This is a genomic window from Paraburkholderia caribensis, assembly GCF_002902945.1.
Taxonomy (GTDB): Bacteria; Pseudomonadota; Gammaproteobacteria; order Burkholderiales; family Burkholderiaceae; genus Paraburkholderia; species Paraburkholderia caribensis.
The window spans coordinates 1,582,285-1,604,258 of record NZ_CP026101.1; the positions used below are offsets into that span (position 1 = coordinate 1,582,285).

The following is a 21,974-nucleotide window of genomic DNA, read 5'->3' on the forward strand; positions in this document are numbered from 1 at the left end:
CTCCGGATGCGGGGGCTGGGTCATACCGGCATCGGCGGCAACATCATGCCGGGCGGCTGCGGCGTCTGCACGATCCGCGCGAGCAGGGCGTCGTAGTCGGTGGGGGCGGGTGCCGTGGTGTCGAACATCAGCAGGCCGTCGCGCGCGTCGCCCGTCGGCACGAAGCGGCGCTGCCGGTATTCGTCCCAATGCGCGAGCTTGTAGGCGTCATTCGGATTGCCGCGCGCAGCGATCCGCTCGCGGGACGTGTCTTCCGCCGTCGACACCCACACGACGCTGATGTCCACCCCGTCCGGCACGCCGAGCCACGCGTGATCGAACAGCTTGCGCTCGCGCACTTCGCGCGACAGCGGAGCGACGGCAACGACGCCGATGCCGAGCCGAAGGTTCTCGGCGGCCGTATCGAACAAGCCGCGGTATTCCGGGTCGCGAAAGTGCTGCAGGAAGAGCGGGCTGTCGCGGTCGTTCGGATCACCCGTCAGCGCGCCGATCGCGGCCGCGCTATAGGCGCCGTATAGGGTGTCCTTGTCGAGCAGGCAGAAGGCCTCGCCGGTTGCTCTCATCAATGGGCCGATCAGCCGTTTGGCGAGCGTCGTCTTGCCAGTCCCGGCATGGCCACAGATAAAAACCAGATGCGTCACGTCGATAAATCCCGGTGGTGAAGGTGAGGGCCGATAGCGCTGTGCGCAAGCCGCCGCAACCGATGTTGAAGGGGATGGCGGCATGCCGCAAGCCCTATGCCATTCGGCCGAATTGACTGTGCCACACCTTTTGATATCATTGCTATCACACGTGTAGCGGGGAATGGAAATGGCAAATCTTTTGGTCCGAAATCTGGACGATGCGTTGGTGCAGAACCTGCGTGAGCAGGCCGCGGCTCACGGGCGCAGCGTCGAAGCAGAGCATCGGGAAATCCTGGCGCAGGCGCTCTTTCAGCCCAAGAAGCTCAGCTTTGCGGAATTGCTGATGAGCATGCCCGACGTCGGCGACGACGCCGACTTCGAGCGCCGCAATGACGCAACTGACGATAGCGGGGGACCGGGTGTATTTGATTGATACCAATGTAATCAGCGAAATGCGCAAGAGCAGCCGCGCCAATCCGGGCGTACAGGCTTTTTTCGAAACGGCGAAGGAAGGCGGGCATCGCCTGTATCTGTCTGTGGTGACGGTTGGCGAGTTGCGGCGCGGCGTCGACCTGATCCGGCATCGGGGCGACAAGTTCCAGGCATTGCGCCTGGAAGGCTGGCTCGACACGATCATGAATTCGTTCAGCAGCCACATCTTGAATGTCGGCACCGACGTTGCGCAGACGTGGGGCCATCTGCGCGTGCCCGACCCCGGGCATTCGCTGGACAAACTGATCGCGGCCACGGCCCTGATCTACAACCTGACTGTCGTGACGCGCAACGTGGCAGACTTCGATGGCACGGGCGCACGGGTGCTCAATCCGTTCCAGCTTCTCGACGCATGACCTGCTCTGCGTAGCGACGGGCAAAGCGTACGACTGCAAAACCAGTCGACCAGCAGGGAAGCGGAACCATGCAACGGGGAGACGAACGATGACACGCACACAGGGTCGCGCGACGCAGGCAGCGGTCAAGTTCATGGCGGCGGCTTCAGGCGCTGCCGTCGCGGCCGTCATTGCCGCGTTTGTCGGCGGCTGCGCGGCCACGCCAGCCGACAAGGTGCCGTTCAAGGACGTCCCCGCCGAGCGGGTCGTCAAGCAGGGCTACACGCAGCCAGGCGCCGACAAGGTCGCCGTCGATCTACGTCGCGAGCGCAGCGATAACGTGATCGTGCGGTTTCGCGACGCGCTCGTGTATGTCGACGGCGAGCGGATCGCGGACATCATGAACGGCGAGCACATCGTCCTCTGGCTCACGCGCGGCACGCATCGCATCGGCGTGTCGACGCAGTTCGATCCCGTCGTCGAGATCGATTTCATCGTCACGCCCGACAGGCGCTACTCGAATCGCGCCAGCGTTTCGTTCAACGACGATCGCAGGATCATGCTGCGGCGCGTCGCCAACTGATCGAAGGTCCGTGAACGAGGCGGGTTCGGCCGCGCGTTGACAATTCGACACAGCGTCGCGGTTCAACTCCACGTAACATCGCAGCTTGACACCGCGCGCCGCGCGGCTTTGCATTGGACTGCGACCCGACGGAGACATCGGCTCGCCCTTCGCGACTAACAATTTGTAATCCGCAAAGCCGATTCGTATTCAAGGTATTCAATCATGCTGATCAACTGCGCCGCGTACCAGGACGGCCGCAAACTGGCCGACATCGAAATCGACGACATCAGCGTCTACGTCGCCAAACCCGAATGCTTCGTCTGGGTCGCGCTGAAAGATCCCGGCCCCGGCGAACTCGAAGTAATGAAGCACGAATTCGGACTGCACGAACTGGCCGTCGAGGACGTACGCCACGGCCATCAGCGTCCGAAGATCGAGGAGTACGGCGACTCGCTGTTCGCCGTCATGCACACCATCGAAACCGACGACGACGGCGAATTCGTGATCGGCGAAGTCGATGTATTCGTCGGGGCGAACTATGTGCTGTCGGTACGGCGCGGCACGCGTCACGGCTTCCAGGAGGTCCGCGCGCGTTGCGAGCGCGAGCCGCAACTGTTGAAGGAAGGGGCGGCGTTCGTGCTGTACGCGCTTGCCGACAATGTCGTCGACCGCTATTTCCCGATTCTCGAAGCAATCGGCACCGAGATCGAGGAAATCGAAGACCGTATCTTCGACAAGCACGACCTGGCCTCGTCCCGGGCGATCATCGAAGACCTGTACTCGTTGAAGCGCCGCCTCGTGATGCTCCAGCATCACATCGCGCCGTTGCTCGAAGGCATCAGCAAGCTGACGGGCGGGCGTATTCCCGCCATCTGCGTCGGCATGCAGGCGTACTTCCGCGATGTGTACGATCATCTGGACCGCAGCGTGCGGACCATCGAAGGCCGCCGCGAAATGATCGTCACGGCCATCCAGGTCAACCTCGGCATGATCTCGCTGGCGGAGAACGAGGTGACCAAGCGGCTCGGCTCGTTCGCCGCGCTGTTCGCCGTGCCGACCATGATTGCCGGCATCTACGGGATGAACTTCCAGGAGATTCCCGAACTGCATTTCAAGTACGGTTATCCCATCTGCCTGCTGGTGATGCTGCTGATCGACTTCGCGCTGTACCGCGGCTTCAAGAAGGCAAACTGGCTTTGACGCGCGCGGGGTGCGTTGCGGAATACCTCAGCGGCGATTCGCTCAGCGCTTCGTCAACGCGAGCCGCACACCCAGGCCGATAAAGCCCGCGCCGATCACCCGGTCGATCCAGCGCCGCACGGAGGGCCGCGACTTCACGGCACGCGCGGCCGTGGCGGCGAGCCACGCGATCACGCAGTCGTTGAACAGCCCGAGCGTCACGAACACGGCGCCCAGCACGAGAAACGCGAGCGTCTTGTGCGGGCTGTCGGCGCTGACGAATTGCGGGAAGAACGCGACATAGAACAGCAGCACCTTCGGGTTCGACGCGTTGGTCACGAAGCCGCGAAACAGCAGCGTGCCGCGCGACAAACGGGGCGCGACGGGTGCCGCTTCGCCCTTGACCACGGCGGACGCCGTGGGCCATAGCATCCGCAGGCCGAGATACATCAGATATGCAGCGCCGATCCACTTGATCGCGTTGAATGCGCCCGGCGACGCCGCCAGCAGCGCGGTGATGCCGAGCGCGCAGGCGACGGTATGCATGCAGCCGCCGAACGCGACACCGAGCGCAGAAAGCAGGCCCGCGCGCCGTCCCTGCGCGATGCTCTGGCCAGCGACATACGCGATGTCCGGCCCGGGCGTCAGATTGAGCACGGTGACGGCGACGAGAAACAGCGGGAACTGGCTGATACCTAACATGGCAACCTCGTGACAACTCTGCAGATGAATACACGGCCCGCCTCGATGCCGCGAGCAACTGCAACCGATGACCAGGCCATCCGGCCCATGATACCCCGTCCCCTCTGTTGCGCCGATCGCGACGTCTGACGCTATTTAACTTGCAGCAGGCGCAATTAAGCGCCAGCATATGCGACCTGCTTGCCACATAACTTGCGGCTTGCGGGAAGATGGGAAAGCAGCAGTAAGGCAATACCGGTGTGTTGCAGCGCCGGGCATCGACGAACGCCGCTGCGAACAGGACGCGAGCCTTCGCACAGGCTGCGTCGTTCGCACAGGCCGACCAACGCAGAACAAGCGAGCCATTCTTGCAACGACGATCTTCGCCGTCCCGCCGACGCTTCACGGCAACCCGTGCGTCCAGCCGCGCGCTGCGCGCTGCGGCGTGCTGTGCAGCGCAACACTGTCAGTCGTTGACACTGCGAACAGGCGCCGCCGAGAATATCGCTCGCAAACGTTTGCGCACAATCAAAAAACGGGCTCGCATGAGTCCAACAACTGGAGATTCTGCATGAACCAACGCATTCGCCGCCGCGTTTTGACCACCGCCGTCGTGCTCACGGCAGCCGCCGCGATGCCGTTCTCGTCGGCCTGGGCCCAGGCCGCGAAGAAACCCAAAGTCGCGCTCGTCATGAAGTCGCTCGCCAACGAGTTCTTCCTCACCATGGAGACGGGCGCGAAGGACTACCAGAAGCACAACGCCAGCCAGTTCGACCTGATCACCAACGGCATCAAGGATGAGACCGACACGGCGAACCAGATCCGCATCGTCGAGCAGATGATCGTCTCCAAGGTCGATGCGATCGTGCTCGCGCCTGCCGATTCGAAGGCGCTCGTGCCCGTGGTCAAGAAGGCGGTGGACGCCGGCATCATCGTCGTGAACATCGACAACAAGCTCGATTCCGACGTGCTGAAGTCGAAGGATCTGAACGTGCCGTTCGTCGGCCCGGACAACGCGAAGGGCGCCGAGAAGGTCGGCGACTATCTGGCGAAGAAGCTGAAATCGGGCGACGAGGTCGGCATTATCGAAGGCGTGTCGACCACGACCAACGCGCAGCAACGCACGGCCGGCTTCAAGACGGCGATGCAGAAGGTCGGCGCGAAGATCGACTCGGTGCAATCGGGCGAGTGGGAAATCGACAAGGGCAATGCAATCGCGTCGTCGATGCTCAATGCATATCCGAACATCAAGGCGCTGCTGTGCGGTAACGACAACATGGCGATCGGCGCGGTGTCGGCCGTGCGCGCGGCTGGCAAGCAAGGCAAGGTCTACGTGGTCGGCTACGACAATATCAACGCGATCAAGCCGATGCTGAAAGATGGCCGCGTGCTCGCCACGGCTGACCAGTACGCGGCCAAGCAGGCCGTGTTCGGCATCGACGTCGCGCTCAAGGCGATCGCAGAGCACAAGAAGCAGTCGGACCTGTCGGGCGTGGTCGAAACGCCTGTCGATCTCGTCACGAAGTAATGGCCCGCGCGGGTGCCGGGCGGCCCGCTGCCGGTGGGGCGCGCCGGCCCGCGCGAATGTTAACCAAACGCTCAAGAAATTCGCCGCGCCGCCGTTATGCCAGAGGTAAGCGTCATGGCGGCAGGCGACTCGCGCGAGGATGAGGACGGCAAGCGCGCAATCCGAAGCGTTCCCCATCGGATTTGCGCAGGGTTTAGTGCCCGGCTTGTGCGTTGTTTGTGCCCGCTGCCGCATGACTTGCGCGGCCGCCGGCCAGCGCTGCCTGAGGCGATGCCGGACTTGCCCGGTCCGCGCAGGCGCCGCGCGGCGGCTACGAGATCTGGATCACGATGGCATCAACCGACCAAGAAGCATTGCCTGCTGTGCTGTCCGTGAAGGGCATAGGCAAGACCTACGTCGAGCCTGTGCTGGCCGACGTCTCGCTGGCGTTGCACGCCGGGGAGGCGCTCGCGCTGACGGGGGAGAACGGTGCGGGCAAGAGCACGCTGTCGAAGATCGTCGGCGGGCTGGTCGATCCGACTTCGGGCACGATGCAGCTCGAAGGCAGGCCGTATGCGCCCGCGAGCCGCACCGAAGCGGAAGCGCTCGGCATCCGGATGGTGATGCAGGAACTGAATCTGCTGCCAACCTTGTCGGTCGCGGAGAACCTGTTTCTGAACCGTCTCCCGCGCAACGGTTTTGGCTGGATCGATCGCGCGAAGCTGCGCGAGGACGCGCGCGGGGCGATGGCGCAAGTGGGGCTGGAGGCGATCGACCCCGACACGCTGGTCGGCGAGTTGGGCATCGGCCATCAGCAAATGGTGGAGATCGCGCGCAATCTGATCGGCGATTGCCGCGTGCTGATTCTGGATGAGCCGACGGCCATGCTGACGGCTCGCGAGGTCGACCTGCTGTTCGAGCAGATCGACGCGCTGAAGGCGCGCGGCGTGGCGCTCGTCTACATCTCGCACCGGCTCGAGGAACTGGCGCGCGTGGCCGAGCGGATCGCCGTGCTGCGCGACGGCAAGCTGGTGCGCGTCGACGCCATGGCGAACCTGACGAGCGACCAGATCGTCACGTTGATGGTGGGGCGCGAGCTTGGCGAGCGGATCGACCTGGGCGTGCGCAACATCGGCGCGACGCTGCTGAAAGTCGAACGGATGAGCCGCGCGCCCGTGGTGCGCGACGTGTCGTTCGAAGTGAAGGCGGGCGAGATTTTCGGGGTCAGCGGACTGATCGGCGCGGGGCGCACGGAGCTGATGCGGCTGATCTACGGCGCGGACCAGAAGGATGCCGGCACGGTATCGCTGGCAGCTGCGCCGGGTGCCGCGCCCGCTCCGGTGCAGATCGACACGCCTGCCGACGCCGTGAAGCATGGCATCGCGCTGATCACGGAAGATCGCAAGGGCGAAGGCCTGCTGCTGCCGCAGCCGATCGCGGCCAACGTGTCGCTGGGCAATCTGCGCAGCGTGGCGCGGCATGGCATCGTCGACGCGAAGCGCGAGAACGCGCTCGCGAAGAAACAGATCGACGCGATGCGCATCCGCACCTCGGGGCCGGCGCAGCCGGTCGGCGAGCTGTCGGGCGGTAACCAGCAGAAAGTGGTGATTGGCCGTTGGCTCGCGCGCGATTGCAGGGTATTGCTATTCGACGAACCGACGCGCGGCATCGATGTCGGCGCGAAGTTCGATATTTATGGATTGATGGGCGCGCTGGCTCGCGACGGGCGCGCGCTCGTGGTCGTGTCGAGCGACCTGCGCGAGTTGATGCTGATCTGCGACCGGATCGGCGTGATGTCGGCGGGACGCATGACGGGTGTGTTCAAACGGGACGAGTGGACCCAGGACACATTGCTCGCGGCGGCCTTCGCGGGCTATCGCAGTCGCGAGGCGCTGCTGCACACGCACGACACCGGCGAGGGAGAGACTCAGTCATGAACGACCAACGGGTCACGGATAAGGACGCGACGGGAAGCGCCGTCGCCGATCCGTCGGCGCCGCTCGCAAGCGGCAAGCCGGCGGGCACGCGTTTGGGCTTTTCGAACTATCTTGGCCTTGCGGGGGCGCTGATCGCGATGATCGCGCTGTTTTCGGTGCTCAGTTCGCACTTCCTGACGTACGACACGTTCGTCACGATCGCGAACCAGATTCCCGATCTCGTTGTCATGTCGGTAGGGATGACCTTCGTGCTGATCATCGCGGGCATCGACCTGTCGGTGGGCTCGGTGCTGGCGCTGGGCGCGTCGGTCGTGAGCGTCGCGGCGCTGAAGTGGCAGCTCGGGCCGTTCGTGGCGGCGGTGCTGGGTCTCGCGGCGGCGGCGCTGACGGGCACGGTGACGGGCGCGGTGACGGTGGGCTGGCGGATTCCGTCGTTCATCGTGTCGCTCGGCGTGCTGGAAGCGGCGCGCGGGCTGGCTTACCAGATGACGAACTCGCGCACCGCCTATATCGGCGACGCTTTCGACTTTCTGTCCAACCCGATCGCGCTCGGCATATCGCCGGCATTCCTGATCGCGGTGGCCGTGATGATCGTCGCGCAGCTGGTGCTCACGCGCACGGTGTTCGGCCGCTATCTGGTCGGCATCGGCACGAACGAGGAAGCGGTGCGGCTCGCGGGCGTGAACCCGAAGCCGTACAAGGTGATCGTATTTGCATTGATGGGCGCGCTGTCCGGGCTCGCGGCGCTGTTTCAGATTTCGCGTCTGGAAGCCGCCGACCCGAACGCGGGCGTGGGACTCGAGCTGCAGGTGATCGCGGCAGTCGTGATCGGCGGCACGAGCCTGATGGGCGGGCGCGGATCGGTGATCAGCACGTTTTTTGGCGTCTTGATCATTTCGGTGCTGGCGGCGGGACTCGCGCAGATCGGCGCGAACGAGCCGACCAAGCGGATCATCACGGGCGCCGTGATCGTGGTCGCGGTCGTGCTGGACACGTATCGCAGCAGGCGCAAACGCAGTTGAAACAGGGGCCGCCGTGGCGCGGGACGGCGGACACCCAGCAAGAACTAACGAGAGCACCGCGGATGCAGCATGAGCTGCATTGGCCAGCAATAAGAACAGGCAGGGGAGTTTCAGCTTATGGCGACGATCAAGGATGTGGCGGCCATTGCCGGCGTGTCGTTCACGACGGTGTCGCATGTCGTGAACAATACGCGGCCGGTGTCGGCGGATGTGCGCTCGAAGGTCGAACTGGCGATCCGCCAGCTCAACTACGTGCCGTCCGCCGTCGCGCGGTCGCTGAAGGCGCGCTCGACGGCGACGATCGGGCTCGTCGTGCCGAACAGCACGAACCCGTATTTCGCGGAAATGGCGCGCGGGATCGAGGATGGTTGCGCGCGCAATGGCTATTGCCTGTTCTTCTGCAACTCGGACGACGATCCGGCCAAGCAGCGCAATTATTTGCGGGTGCTGCAGGAAAAACGCATCGACGGACTGATCGTCGCGTCGGCGGGCGACGACGCGACGCTTGCCAAAACCCTGGCCGATTCGCGCGAGCCGCTGGTGATCGTCGACCGCAACATCGAAGGCGTATCCGCCGATCTCGTGCAGATCGACCACGAAAAGGGCGCCTATCTCGCGACGCGCCATCTGCTGCAACTCGGGCATTCGAAGATCGGCTGCATCACGGGTCCCGTCGAGACGGCCGTCAGCGCGATGCGCGTGCACGGTTTCATCCGCGCGATGGCCGAGCGCGGCATCGAGATCGCGCCGAACGGCATCGTCGAAAGCGATTTCTCGGGCAGCGGCGGCTACCGCGCGGCGGGACAGCTGTTCGACACCGTCCAGCCGACGGCGATCTTCGCGGGCAACGACATGATGGGCATCGGCGCGCTGCGCGCGGCGGCCGAACGCGGTCTGCGCGTGCCGCAGGACTGCTCGGTGATCGGTTTCGACGACATCGAACTGGGGCGCTTCACGTACCCGGCGCTGTCGACGGTCGGCCAGTCGGTGCGCGCGCTCGGCGAAATGGCGGCGCAAACGCTGATCGAGCGAATCAGCGGCACGCCGGCGGGCACGCCCACGGGCGCCGCGTTCCGGCGCCGCGTGATCGCGCCGCGCCTGATCCTGCGCGAATCGACGGCGGCTTTTGCGGGCGCGCGTCGCGGGGTCAGGGCGGCCTGAGCGCGGCTGCGGCGCACGCATGACGAATGCGGGCGCAACGGGCAGACGCCCGGTTGGCAACCACAGGAGGCAACCGTGGCAACGAATGAAGCGCGCGGGCACGTAACCGTGGTCGGCAGTCTGAATATGGATCTCGTCGCGCGTGCGCCGCGCCTGCCGCAGCCGGGCGAAACGCTGGCGGGCCACACGTTCGCGCAGGTGGCGGGCGGCAAGGGCGGCAATCAGGCCGTCGCCGCGGCGCGTCTGGGCGCGCAGGTGGCGATGATCGGCTGTGTCGGCGCGGATGCGAACGGCGCGCAACTGCGCGCGGGCCTCGAGGCGGAGGGCATCGACTGCACCGCGCTGGAAACCAGCGCGACGGCACCGACGGGCGTGGCGCTGATCATCGTCGACGACGGCAGCCAGAACGCGATCGTCATCATCGCGGGTAGCAACGGCGAGGTGACGCCCGCGACGCTCGCGCGGCACGAGACCGTGCTGGCGGCTGCGCAGGTCGTGATCTGCCAGCTGGAGACGCCGCCCGCCGCCGTGCATGCAGCGCTGTCCGCCGCGCGACGGATCGGCAAGACCGTCATTCTCAACCCCGCGCCCGCTACGGGCCCGCTGCCCGCAGACTGGCTGCCACTCGTCGACTATCTGATTCCGAACGAACTCGAAGCGGCGACGCTGACGGGCTTGCCCGTGGCGACTCCCGCCGACGCGAACGCCGCCGCCGACGCATTGCGCCGCGCGGGTGCCCGCAACGTGATCATCACCCTGGGCGCGCAAGGCGTCGTGGCCGCGCTCGGCGAAGCGGCGCCCCAGCATTTCGATGCGCCGCGCGTCAAGGCCGTCGATACCACGGCAGCGGGCGACACCTTCATCGGCGGTTTTGCCGCGCAACTGGCGCGCGGCGCGGATGTCGCCGACGCGATCCGCTTCGCGCAGCGCGCCGCGTCGATTTCGGTGACGCGCGCCGGCGCGCAGCCGTCCATTCCGACCCGCGCCGAAGTCGGCGACATCTGACGCTCGTGGTCCTCGAGAGCTGGCGGGTCGTCACCCGCCGCGCATTGTAATACTTACCAGGTCCCCCAGGGTATTTCCTCAGACCATATAGAAGCTTCAAGTCTTCCGTCGGGATGCCGTAAACGCAGTCAGAGCGTCTTGATCCATATCAAACGGCGCCGCGCAAAACCACCGCATACGCAATGCGTTACCAAGCGCCTCTCATCGACATCTCACAGGAAGAAGCATGAACAAGGGCATCACCATCAAGGCGCGAATCGGCCTGACGATGGCTTTTCTCGCCGCGCTGCTGGTCGCGATCGGACTTCTCGGGCTGTTCGGCCTGAGCCGCTCGAACGAATCGATGCGCGACATGTACACGAACCAGATGCCGAGCGCCGTCGATATCGGCAACGCCGAGATCTTCGCGGCGCGCGAGCGTCTCGCGCTGGATCGCGCGGCGTTCATGATCGGCACGCCGGAAGCGGCCGCGACGCTGGATCGTGCCCGCTCGATGCGCACGCTGTCGGATGAATGGTGGAAACGCTATCTGTCGCTGCCGCGCGGCAGCGAAGAAGATCGCCTCGCGCAGGAAGCTTCGGGCAAGCGGGACGCGCTGCATCAGGTCATGGAGTCCTTCTACGCAATCGTTAGCGCAAACGATCAACCGAAGATCCTCGACGGCGCAAAGCGCCTGCAAGCCGCCTACAACGAGCTCTCCACGGCCGACGACACGCTGCGCAAATATCAGTTCGAACAGGCGAAAGACGGCTTCGACAGCGCGCAATCGAGCTTCTCGACGTTCCGCGTGGTCAGCATCAGCGGCCTCGTCGCGGGCGTGCTCGCCGCACTGTTCTCGTACTTCACGCTGCGCGGCGCGATTGCGCGGCCGCTGTCGGAAGCGCTCGGGCACTTCGACGCGATCGCCGCCGGCGATCTGCGCCGTCCGATCGTCCCGACCTCGCGTGACGAAATGGGGCAGCTGATCGAAGGCATCGGCAAGATGCAGCGCAGCCTGACGGAGACCGTGCGTTCCGTGCGTTCGGGCAGCGAGTCGATCGCCACGGCCACGCGCCAGATCGCGGCGGGCAATATCGACCTGTCGTCGCGCACGGAAGAGCAGGCCTCGGCGCTGCAGGAAACGGCGTCGAGCATGGAGGAGCTCACGGGCACCGTGAAGCAGAACGCCGACAATGCCCGCCAGGCGAGCGCGCTCGCGGCGAATGCGTCGGAAATCGCCAACCGGGGCAGCTCGGTGGTCGGCCAGGTGGTCGGCACGATGGGCGACATCAACCAGAGCTCGGCGAAGATCGCTGACATCATCTCGATCATCGAAGGCATTGCGTTCCAGACCAACATTCTCGCGTTGAACGCGGCCGTCGAGGCGGCCCGCGCGGGCGAGGAAGGCCGCGGCTTCGCGGTGGTCGCGGGCGAAGTGCGCAGCCTTGCGCAGCGCTCGTCGGCGGCGGCGAAGGAGATCAAGGAACTGATCGACACGTCGGTCGAGCGGGTCCAGGTGGGCTCGGCACTCGTCGACGAAGCAGGCCGCACGATGACGGAGATCATCGGCGCGGTGCAGCGCGTGACCGACATCATGGGCGAAATCGCGGCGGCATCCGAGGAGCAGAGCAGCGGCATCGACCAGGTCGCCCGTGCCGTCACGCAGATGGACGAAGTGACGCAGCAGAACGCGGCGCTCGTCGAGGAAGCGGCGGCGGCGGCTTCCTCGCTGGAAGAGCAGGCGGCCAAGCTGCGCACGACCGTTTCCGTGTTCCAGGTCGACGAATCGGGCGGGGGCGGGGCATTTGCCGCCACGCCCGCCAGGCGCGCGACGCGTCACGCCGCGCCCGGCAGCGCGCCGCGCAGGGTCGCGCCGTCGATGCCCGCGGTGAACCCGGCGCCCGCCGCGCCGGCCGCTGCGCCCGCAGCCGCGCCCGCTCGTGCGGCAGCGGCGCCGCAAAAAGCGGCGGTGACATCGGATGCGGATTGGGAAACTTTCTGACGCACCAAAACTGGGCTCGCGACGCGGCATGCGCCGCCACGCGTGAGCGAGCGCTTCGTCCGCTGGCGCGGAGGGATGCGCAGTGATGCAGAACCGGGACGACTGACCATGCCAGGGCAGTCGTCTTTTTCTTTCTGGCGCACGCCGAACCCGACCCGGCGCGTAATTGTTCCGGTACATTGACGAACGCGGTGGCGAACCGGCCGCCCGGTGTCGTCATGCATCGTCCCACGCCGTATGACAACATGCAGACCGTATGACGTGAGGGCCGAGCGGCGAGCCTCGTTGCGGCCTTTGCGGTGCCGCGACGCCATGCACCGTTGCATCTGCCTCGCCATGCCACGCCACGCCCCAACACAGCCAACAGGGAAACGACATGACGGATCATGACCTCGCGCAACGCATCGTGCATGCGCGCCGCCAGCACCGCGCCATCGGCACGCTGCCGCTCGACACCCTTCCGCCCGACGCCGCCACAGCCTACGCGATCCAGCAGGCGGTGATCGCGGGCCTGGGCGGCGAGACGGGTGCGTGGAAAATCGGTGCCAAAGCCCCGGGCGGCCCGACCTCGGGTGCGCCGATTCCGGCCGCGCTGACGGTCGCGTCGCCTGCGCGGCTCGAACATGGTGCGTTTTTCCGCGTGCTGCTGGAGCTGGAGGTCGCGTTCCGCTTTGCCGAGCCGATCGAGCCGCAAGGCCAGGCCTATGCGCGCGACGAAGTGCTCGCGCGCGTCGGGTCGGTGCTGCCCACCATCGAGATCGTCGACAGCCGTTTTGCGGAATGGCCGAACATCGCGCCGCTCGCGCAACTCGCCGACGCACAGAACAACGGCGCACTGGTGACGGGGCATCCCGTGTCTTATGCGTCGATCGCGCGTTCGTTCGATTTCGTTTCTCCCGAGCTCGAACTGACGTTCGACGGCACGTCGCTCGTGCCCGAATCGCCGGGCAATCCGGCCGGCGACCCGCGCGAGCTGCTGGTGTGGTTCGTCAACCATTGCGCGGCCATGGGTATCACGATCGAGCCGGATTGGACCATTACGACGGGCTCTTATGTGGGCGCGCATCGCGTCGATGGGCCGGGGCGCGTCTATGGCCATATCGACGGACTGGGTGAAGTCGAAGTCGAGTTGACGTAAACCACTAACGTCCTACCGCGCGTCTCGCGCCATCTCTCCATCCCACCCCAAGCGGCAGCGGCGCGACGTCGATGACGTGCCGCTGCGTGCGCATGCCCCACGCCCGCCTGCACCGGCACTATCTGTCATGAACTGCGGGCGACGGGCGAACACCTGGTTACATCCACCTATTCAGATACGCGCTGCACGCGCCGTCATACAGACATGAACGCGCGTACATGCCGACCCTGCCGACGTCATGGATTTTGACGGTGCGCAACGTTTGCGACGTTCGCTGGCTGCAGTCGTGCGTGTGCAGGTTTGTGTTGAACGAATTGACATACGCACGGACGAACAGCAGGAAGTGCGCGTTGGCGCACATGCGAAACATGTAACACAGCGTGCGCGCTGTCGTCGCAAGCACCGATGCGCGCGTTATGGCGGAAGGGACGTCAGCGACGCTGTCGAAGCATGAAGCATCGCGTCGCTGGAAGCGGGTCACATGCACTGCACGTACATGCAAGACGAAGTAATGTGTGGACGGAATGTGGTCAGGCACACAGCCTGTTATGCGGGTCTTTTGCGAATGTGCGTAAAAGTGCAGGTAGCGGTAGTGCAGCCGGTAGTGCAGCGGGCAGTGCAGGGAACTGCGGCAGGGAACTGCGCGATGCCACGTGGTTCGTATGTCATGCGACAGATGAAGTGCGGGGAAGGAACGCGGAATGCAATGCAGCACTGCCCTTCATGTTTCTCGTGGTGTGGGCAAGGATTGTAGGTGACCGAATTTGCGTCATCAAGCAGGGGTAGGACAGTGCTAGCTGTGGCGCGATTTTCACAACGTAGTTCGTGAAAAAAAATTTAAAAGGGTTTAGGATGAATTCGAGCGATGTCGTTTCCTGATAGCGCGCCGCGCACGACATCGTCCCAGACTTCGGCGAGGAGGTAGCATGGATATCTACAGCAGTTTCGCGACCCGCTTCGAGAAAACACGAGAGGAGGAACTTTCGCTCGAGGAGTATCTCGCGCTCTGCAAAGACAATCCCGCCGCGTACGCCACAGCCGGCGAACGCATGTTGACGGCAATCGGGGAACCGGAACAGATCGACACTCGTAACGATCCGCGTCTTTCGCGCATCTTCGCGAACAAGGTCATCAAGGTATACCCCGCGTTCCGTGAGTTCTACGGAATGGAAGACGTGATCGAGCAGGTGGTCGCCTACTTCAGGCATGCTGCCCAGGGGCTCGAAGAAAAGAAGCAGATTCTGTATCTGTTGGGCCCGGTGGGCGGCGGCAAGTCGTCGATCGCCGAACGGCTCAAGCAACTCATGGAACGCGTGCCGTTCTATGCGATCAAGGGCTCGCCCGTCAACGAATCGCCCCTTGGGCTGTTCGATTACGACGAGGACGGTCCCATCCTCGAAGAGCAGTACGGCATACCGCGCCGCTACCTGAAGAGCATCCTCAGCCCGTGGGCGGTCAAGCGTCTGCACGAATACAACGGCGATATCCGCAAGTTCCGCGTGGTGCGCCGCTATCCGTCCATCCTGCGGCAGATCGGCATTGCGAAGACCGAGCCTGGCGACGAAAACAATCAGGATATTTCTTCGCTCGTCGGTAAGGTCGACATCCGCAAGCTCGAGCAATATGCGCAGGACGATGCCGACGCATACAGCTATTCCGGCGGGCTGTGCCTCGCGAACCAGGGCCTGCTCGAGTTCGTCGAAATGTTCAAGGCGCCGATCAAGGTGCTGCATCCGCTGCTCACGGCAACCCAGGAAGGCAACTTCAAGGGCACGGAAGGATTCGGCGCGATTCCGTTCGACGGCGTCATCCTCGCACACTCGAACGAGTCCGAATGGAAGGCGTTCCGTAACAACCGCAACAACGAAGCACTGCTCGATCGTATTTTCGTCGTGAAGGTGCCGTACTGCCTGCGCTACTCGGAAGAGATGAAGATCTACGAGAAGCTGTTGCGCAATTCGTCGCTCGCCAACGCGGTCTGTGCGCCAGGCACGTTGAAGATGATGTCGCAGATGTCGGTGCTCACGCGCCTGCAGGAACCCGAGAATTCGAGCCTCTTTTCGAAGATGCAGGTGTACGACGGCGAGAACCTGAAAGACACCGATCCGAAGGCGAAGTCGTATCAGGAGTATCGCGATTTCGCGGGCGTCGACGAAGGCATGACGGGCGTGTCCACGCGCTTTGCGTTCAAGATACTCTCGCGCGTGTTCAACTTCGACACGACGGAAGTCGCGGCCAATCCGGTGCACCTGATGTACGTGCTCGAACAGCAGATCGAACGCGAGCAGTTTCCGCCGGAAACCGAGCAGAAGTATCTGTCGTTCATCAAGGACGTGCTGGCGTCGCGTTATGCGGAATTCATCGGCAAGGAGATTCAGACCGCGTATCTGGAGTCGTATTCCGAGTATGGGCAGAATATTTTCGATCGCTATGTGACGTACGCCGACTTCTGGATTCAGGACCAGGAGTTCCGCGACCACGACACGGGCGAGAGCTTCGACCGCGCGGCCCTCAATGCCGAACTGGAGAAGATCGAGAAGCCTGCCGGCATCAGCAACCCGAAGGACTTCCGCAACGAGATCGTCAATTTCGTGTTGCGCGCGCGTGCCGCGAACGGGGGCAAGAATCCCGCGTGGATCAGCTATGAAAAGCTGCGTGTCGTGATCGAAAAGAAGATGTTCTCGAATACGGAAGAACTTCTGCCCGTCATCTCGTTCAATGCGAAAGGGTCGGCGGAGGAACAGCGCAAGCACGAGGATTTCGTCAACCGCATGGTCACCAAGGGCTATACGCCGAAGCAGGTGCGGCTCTTGTGCGACTGGTATCTGCGGGTGCGCAAGTCGTCATGAAATGCGTAGCGCAAAGCTCGCGCACACGGGTTCGCTTCACCCGTTTTGCGCGAGCCTCCTGCGAGGCGCGAGCCGCATGGACATAAGATTGCATGCGCAACTTGCGCCCCGCGTATTCCAAATCGGAGCGGGAGACCGGATGTGCTTCATCAAATCATCGACCGCAGGCTGGCAGGCAAGAACAAGAGCATTGCAAATCGCGAACGCTTTCTGCGTCGCGTAAAGGGATATATTCGGCGCGCTGTTTCGGAAGCGGTGCGCGACCGTAGCATCAAGGATATCCAGAACACCCAGAGCATCACGATTCCGCGCAAGGACATTGCCGAACCGTCCTTCAGGCATGGTCCCGGCGGCAAGCGCGAAATGGTGCACCCGGGCAACGCGGACTATATCCGCGGCGACAAGATCCCGCGTCCGCAAGGAGGCGGCGGCAGCGGTGGCGGTGGCAGCGCCAGCAACGAAGGCGAAGGGCAAGACGATTTCGTCTTCGAACTCAGCCGCGAAGAATTCATGCAGTACTTCTTCGACGATCTCGAACTGCCGCGTCTCGTGAAGACCCATCTGCTCGCCGTGCCGACGTGGAAGAGCATCCGCGCGGGCTGGGCGGCGGAGGGCACGCCGAACAACATCGACGTGGTGCGCTCGCTGCGCAGCGCATTGGGCCGGCGTATCGCGCTCGGCGCGCCGCTCGTCAACGAACTCCACGAACTCGAAAAGCAACTCGAAGAGATGAAGGCGGACCCCGCCGACCGCCGCGACGAGATCAAGGTGCTGGAAGATGAGATCCACCATCTGCGCGGCCGCATCTGGCGCATTCCATTTATCGACCCGTTCGATCTGCGTTACGTGAACCGCGTGAAGCAGCCGCAGCCGTCGAGCCAGGCCGTGATGTTTTGTCTGATGGATGTGTCGGGGTCGATGGACGAGCAGCGCAAGGATCTCGCCAAGCGCTTCTTTATCCTGCTGTATCTGTTCCTCAAGCGTAACTACGAGAAGATCGAGGTGGTGTTCATTCGCCACCATACGCGCGCCGAGGAGGTCGACGAAGACACGTTCTTCCATTCGACAGAGAGCGGTGGCACGGTCGTGTCGAGCGCGCTGGAACTGATGCAGAAGATTCTCGACGAACGCTACTCGCCGACTGAATGGAATATTTACGGTGCGCAGGCTTCGGACGGCGACAACTGGACCGACGACTCGCCGAAGTGCCGCAAGATACTCGCAGATGACATTCTGGAGAAGGTGCGGTATTTTGCGTACATTCAGGTGACGCCTGAAGAGCAGAACCTGTGGCTCGAATATGCGCAACTCGCGCTGTCGCAGCCGCATATGGCGATGAAGAAGGTCGAAACGGCTGCGGATATCTATCCCGTGTTCCGCGAGCTGTTCGAAAAGCAGGTGGAAGCCGCATGACGACTCGCCACCTGCACAACGAGGCGCGAGGGTACGAGCCCGAGCGTAAGAAAGGCGTGCCGAAGCAGAGTGAGGCCGGGCATGCCGAGGCGAACACGGCACACGCGCAGGATGCGCGTGCGCCCGATGCCGGAGCAGGCGTAGCGCCTGACGCAGCTGCAGCACGGGGACCCACCGGGGCGCCCACCAAAGGGCAAAGGGAAGTCCGTATGAACGTTGCCGACAGAAGGCCGTTGCCGTGTCCGTCCGACTGGACCTTCGAGCTGATCGAAGAGTACGACACACATATTGCGCATGTTGCAGAGCAATATGAACTTGATGTCTATCCCATCCAGCTGGAGCTCATCAGCGCTGAACAGATGATGGACGCGTACGCGTCCGTCGGCATGCCGGTCAATTACCGGCACTGGTCGTTCGGCAAGCATTTTCTCGCCACTGAAAAAAGCTACAGACGCGGGCAAATGGGCCTTGCGTATGAGATCGTCATCAACTCCAACCCCTGCATCGCGTATCTGATGGAAGAGAACACGATGACGATGCAGGCGCTCGTCATCGCGCACGCGGCGTATGGGCACAACTCGTTCTTCAAAGGGAACTACCTGTTCCGCCTGTGGACGGATGCGCACGCGATCATCGACTACCTCGTCTACGCGAAGAACTACATCGCGGAGTGCGAAGAGCGGTTCGGCCTCGACCGCGTCGAGGAACTGCTCGACTCGTGCCACGCGTTGATGAACTATGGCGTGGACCGCTACAAGCGTCCGCAGAAACTGTCGCTGCAGAAGGAGTTCGCGGCGCGCCGCGAGCGCGAAGCGTATCTGCAGTCGCAGGTGAATGAACTGTGGCGCACACTGCCGAATCGTCACACGCCTTTGCCGGAAGAGGTGGAGGAGCGCTATCCGCCGGAGCCTCAGGAGAACCTGCTGTATTTCGCGGAGAAGAATGCGCCGTTGCTCGAACCGTGGGAGCGCGAAGTCATCCGCATCGTGCGCAAGATCGGGCAGTACTTCTATCCGCAGCGGCAGACACAGGTGATGAACGAGGGCTGGGCGACGTTCTGGCACTACACGCTGCTGAACACGATGTACAACGAGGGCAAGCTCGAAGACGGCTTCATGATGGAGTTCCTCCATTCGCACAGCAATGTCGTCTATCAGCCGCCCGTGACAAAGCCGTATTACAGTGGCATCAATCCGTATGCGCTCGGCTTTTCGATGATGAGCGACATACGGCGTATCTGCGAGAACCCGACGGAAGAGGACCGCAAGTGGTTTCCGGACCTGGCGGGCAGTCCGTGGTTGCAGGCGCTGCATTACGCCATGCGTAATTTCAAGGACGAGAGTTTTGTCGCGCAGTATCTGTCGCCGCATCTGATCCGTGAAATGCGGCTCTTTTCGGTGCTCGATGATGATATGCGCGATGCGCTTGAAGTTTCCGCGATTCACGACGACAGCGGGTATCGGTATGTGCGTCAGGCGTTGTCGCGGCAGTACGATATGCATCATCGTGAGCCGAATATTCAGGTGTATTCGGTCAATACGCGGGGGGACCGCAGTCTGACGTTGCGGCATTTCATGAGCGATAACCGGCACCTGTCGGGCGATAGTGATGAAGTGCTCAAGCACATGGCGCGGTTGTGGCAGTTTGATGTTTATCTGGAAAGCGTTGACGAAAACGGGACAGTGAGGAAACGGTATGAGTGTCGGTATACCGCGCCTGCCGTGCGGGTCTGACTGGGTTTTTGTTCCTGTTTTTTGCTTCTGTTTTTCTGTTTCTGTCTTTTCGCTGGCATCCGTGAATTGCCTTTTCGCGGGCATCCGCGTTACGTTATCTAGCTTCAGGCGTCGCCCCTGTGCGGGGCGGCACCTACTTTTCTTTGCCGCCGCAAAGAAAAGTAGGCAAAAGAAAGCGGCTCACACCGCCAGCCCATGTTCTTGCCTGAGGGTCCCCAAAGGTTCTTACGCTTCACACGGCAACCACGTCATTCGCTCCCGTTGCCAACGCTCTGAATGAGCGCCTCACCCGCTTCAAGCACGTGCGTTTCGGCATGCCGCGCCAGCCAGTCCTCCGCCGCCCAGGTGGCAAACTGTGTGTAGGCCGTAGTGCCTGGCACGCCTCACTCCGGACCGATAGCACACGTGTTCCACCCTGTAAGAGCGCTACCCTATACGACGCGACAACCTACACACAGTTTGCCACCTGGGCGGCACATGCGATTCGCTGCCGCTTGCCCGGGTACGGGTATTTGAAGCGGGTGAGGCGCCTGTTTGAAGCGTTGGCAACGGGCACCAGCCAGGGCGTTGCCGAGTGAAGCGTGGGGACGTTGGGGGCCCGTGGATAACCGTCAAGCACTGGCGGTGTGAGCCGCTTTCTTTTGCCTACTTTTCTTTGCGGCGGCAAAGAAAAGTAGGTGCCGCCCCGCACAGGGGCGACGCGTGAGGCACGCTAACGAATCGCGGATGCCCGCGAAATCACGAGCAAACCCAAACCCAAACCCAAACCCAAACCCGGCGCCCCCCGCACCGCTATCCCCGGATATCCGTTAAGATACGACCGCGCAAAACCTTACACATCTATACGATCTCACCGCGCACCGCAACGCAGTTGCAACAACACCGAAACCTGAATGCAACCCAGGTTGAAGCGCAAAAACAAGGCGGCGTCCGACCGCTAAAACCTTAAGAAGGGACCGACCCAGCATGACCGACACGACCATCTTTTCCCCCTCCGACACCCGGCGCCGCATCTTCGCGATCGTCGGCGCTTCGTCGGGCAATCTCGTCGAGTGGTTCGATTTCTACGTCTACTCGTTTTGCGCGTTGTACTTCGCGCCGGCATTCTTTCCGAAAGGCGACACCACGGCTCAACTGCTGAATACAGCGGGCGTGTTCGCTGCGGGCTTCCTGATGCGCCCGATCGGCGGCTGGTTCTTCGGACGTCTCGCGGACAAGCGCGGCCGCCGCTTCGCGATGATGGTGTCGGTGTTCATGATGTGCGGCGGCTCGCTCGTCATCGCCATGCTGCCGACCTATGCGCAAATCGGCGCGCTCGCGCCCGCGTTGCTGCTGGTTGCGCGCCTGTTCCAGGGTTTGTCGGTGGGCGGCGAATACGGCACCAGCGCAACCTACATGAGTGAAGTCGCATTGAAGGGACGTCGTGGTTTCTTCGCGTCGTTCCAGTACGTGACGCTGATCGGCGGTCAACTGTTTGCGCTGCTCGTGCTCGTGATCCTGCAGCAACTGCTGACCACGGAAGAACTCAAGGCCTGGGGCTGGCGCGTGCCGTTCGTAGTCGGCGCGCTTGCCGCACTGGTCGCGCTGTACCTGCGCCGGTCGCTCGACGAAACGACCACGGCCGAGACCCGTCAGCGCAAGGAAGCGGGCACGCTGCGCGGCATGTGGCAGCACAAGGGCGCGTTCTTCACGGTGCTCGGCTTCACGGCAGGCGGCTCGCTGATTTTCTACACGTTCACGACCTACATGCAAAAGTACCTCGTCAACACGGCGGGCATGCATGCAAAGACGGCCAGCAACGTGATGACGGGCGCACTCTTCGTGTACATGATCATGCAACCCGCGTTCGGCGCGCTGTCGGATCGCATCGGCCGCCGTCAGTCGATGCTGCTGTTCGGCTTCTTTGCGACGATCGGCACGGTGCCGCTGCTGCACGCGCTGAAAGACGTGACGAACCCTGTCATGGCGTTCGTGCTGGTCGTGATTGCGCTGGCCATCGTGAGTTTCTATACGTCGATCAGCGGCCTCATCAAGGCCGAGATGTTCCCGCCCGAGGTGCGCGCGCTCGGCGTCGGCCTGTCATATGCCGTTGCCAACGCGATCTTCGGCGGTTCGGCGGAATACGTCGCGCTGTGGCTCAAGCAGGCGGGCAGCGAGTCGATGTTCTACTGGTACGTGACCGCGCTGTGCGCGATTGCCGGCCTCGTGTCGTTCCGCATGCGCGATCCGTCGAAGGTAGGGTATCTGCGCAACGAGCCGTAATGCGTCCGGTCTGAAGCGAAGCTGAAATGCAAAAAGCGGCTCTTACAGAGAGCCGCTTTTTTTATGGTGCTTTCCACCGCTGCGCGAAAGA

17 protein-coding genes are annotated in these 21,974 nt (G+C 63.1%); 15 read left to right on the forward strand and 2 right to left on the reverse strand.

All coding sequences use genetic code 11. From position 1 onward, the window contains the following. Positions 1 to 20: 20 nt before the first annotated feature. On the reverse strand, positions 21 to 641 hold the full coding sequence (locus C2L66_RS07035) for an AAA family ATPase (RefSeq protein WP_060601137.1): 621 nt from the start codon (positions 639 to 641) through the stop codon (positions 21 to 23). Between the two features lie 169 nt (positions 642 to 810). On the opposite strand from C2L66_RS07035, the gene C2L66_RS07040 reads away from it, so the two are divergent. From C2L66_RS07040 to corA, 4 genes are all read left to right on the forward strand, one after another. Continuing rightward, a complete protein-coding gene (locus C2L66_RS07040) occupies positions 811 to 1,056 on the forward strand; it encodes a FitA-like ribbon-helix-helix domain-containing protein (RefSeq protein ID WP_060602697.1) in 246 nt (81 codons plus the stop codon). Further along, positions 1,043 to 1,471, forward strand: coding sequence for a type II toxin-antitoxin system VapC family toxin (locus C2L66_RS07045; RefSeq protein ID WP_082434037.1), 429 nt, complete (start codon positions 1,043 to 1,045; stop codon positions 1,469 to 1,471). Before C2L66_RS07040 ends, C2L66_RS07045 begins: the two co-directional genes overlap by 14 nt. Positions 1,472 to 1,559: 88 nt before the next feature. Next, positions 1,560 to 2,033, forward strand: a complete 474-nt coding sequence (locus C2L66_RS07050; protein WP_060601133.1) for a hypothetical protein — start codon at positions 1,560 to 1,562, stop codon at positions 2,031 to 2,033. Between the two features lie 204 nt (positions 2,034 to 2,237). Then, entirely contained in the window at positions 2,238 to 3,215 is a 978-nt protein-coding gene (gene corA / locus C2L66_RS07055; protein ID WP_054934556.1) for a magnesium/cobalt transporter CorA, read from the forward strand. 42 nt (positions 3,216 to 3,257) lie between these two features. On the opposite strand, the gene C2L66_RS07060 is transcribed toward corA, so the two are convergent. Further along, a complete protein-coding gene (locus tag C2L66_RS07060) occupies positions 3,258 to 3,896 on the reverse strand; it encodes a LysE family translocator (protein WP_054934557.1) in 639 nt (212 codons plus the stop codon). A gap of 550 nt (positions 3,897 to 4,446) precedes the next feature. On the opposite strand from C2L66_RS07060, the gene C2L66_RS07065 reads away from it, so the two are divergent. From C2L66_RS07065 to C2L66_RS07125, 11 genes are all read left to right on the forward strand, one after another. Further along, on the forward strand, positions 4,447 to 5,403 hold the full coding sequence (locus C2L66_RS07065; protein WP_054934558.1) for a sugar ABC transporter substrate-binding protein: 957 nt from the start codon (positions 4,447 to 4,449) through the stop codon (positions 5,401 to 5,403). Between the two features lie 329 nt (positions 5,404 to 5,732). Further along, the gene (locus tag C2L66_RS07070) at positions 5,733 to 7,319 is read left to right on the forward strand and encodes a sugar ABC transporter ATP-binding protein (RefSeq protein WP_060601132.1); all 1,587 of its coding nucleotides are present in this window, start codon (positions 5,733 to 5,735) and stop codon (positions 7,317 to 7,319) included. Then, positions 7,316 to 8,341, forward strand: coding sequence for an ABC transporter permease (locus C2L66_RS07075; protein ID WP_060601129.1), 1,026 nt, complete (start codon positions 7,316 to 7,318; stop codon positions 8,339 to 8,341). Before C2L66_RS07070 ends, C2L66_RS07075 begins: the two co-directional genes overlap by 4 nt. Positions 8,342 to 8,458: 117 nt before the next feature. Beyond that, positions 8,459 to 9,502 (forward strand): LacI family DNA-binding transcriptional regulator, encoded by a 1,044-nt coding sequence (locus tag C2L66_RS07080; RefSeq protein WP_060601126.1) that lies wholly within the window; start codon positions 8,459 to 8,461, stop codon positions 9,500 to 9,502. A gap of 75 nt (positions 9,503 to 9,577) precedes the next feature. Next, entirely contained in the window at positions 9,578 to 10,507 is a 930-nt protein-coding gene (gene rbsK / locus C2L66_RS07085) for a ribokinase (protein WP_060601123.1), read from the forward strand. Positions 10,508 to 10,733: 226 nt separating this feature from the next. After that, positions 10,734 to 12,488: a methyl-accepting chemotaxis protein gene (locus tag C2L66_RS07090; protein ID WP_060601120.1), complete on the forward strand. Its 1,755-nt coding sequence runs from the start codon at positions 10,734 to 10,736 to the stop codon at positions 12,486 to 12,488. Between the two features lie 376 nt (positions 12,489 to 12,864). Beyond that, positions 12,865 to 13,626 (forward strand): 2-keto-4-pentenoate hydratase, encoded by a 762-nt coding sequence (locus C2L66_RS07095; RefSeq protein WP_054934562.1) that lies wholly within the window; start codon positions 12,865 to 12,867, stop codon positions 13,624 to 13,626. A 926-nt stretch (positions 13,627 to 14,552) separates the two neighbouring features. After that, entirely contained in the window at positions 14,553 to 16,475 is a 1,923-nt protein-coding gene (locus tag C2L66_RS07110; RefSeq protein ID WP_054934563.1) for a PrkA family serine protein kinase, read from the forward strand. Positions 16,476 to 16,616: 141 nt separating this feature from the next. Then, positions 16,617 to 17,888 (forward strand): YeaH/YhbH family protein, encoded by a 1,272-nt coding sequence (locus C2L66_RS07115; RefSeq protein WP_054934564.1) that lies wholly within the window; start codon positions 16,617 to 16,619, stop codon positions 17,886 to 17,888. Beyond that, positions 17,885 to 19,621 carry a SpoVR family protein gene (locus C2L66_RS07120; protein ID WP_060601115.1) on the forward strand — a complete coding sequence of 579 codons (1,737 nt, stop codon included), beginning with the start codon at positions 17,885 to 17,887 and terminating at the stop codon, positions 19,619 to 19,621. The genes C2L66_RS07115 and C2L66_RS07120 overlap by 4 nt, the downstream gene beginning before the upstream one ends. Before the next feature lie 966 nt (positions 19,622 to 20,587). Continuing rightward, positions 20,588 to 21,883: an MFS family transporter gene (locus C2L66_RS07125; protein WP_054934566.1), complete on the forward strand. Its 1,296-nt coding sequence runs from the start codon at positions 20,588 to 20,590 to the stop codon at positions 21,881 to 21,883. Positions 21,884 to 21,974: the final 91 nt, after the last annotated feature.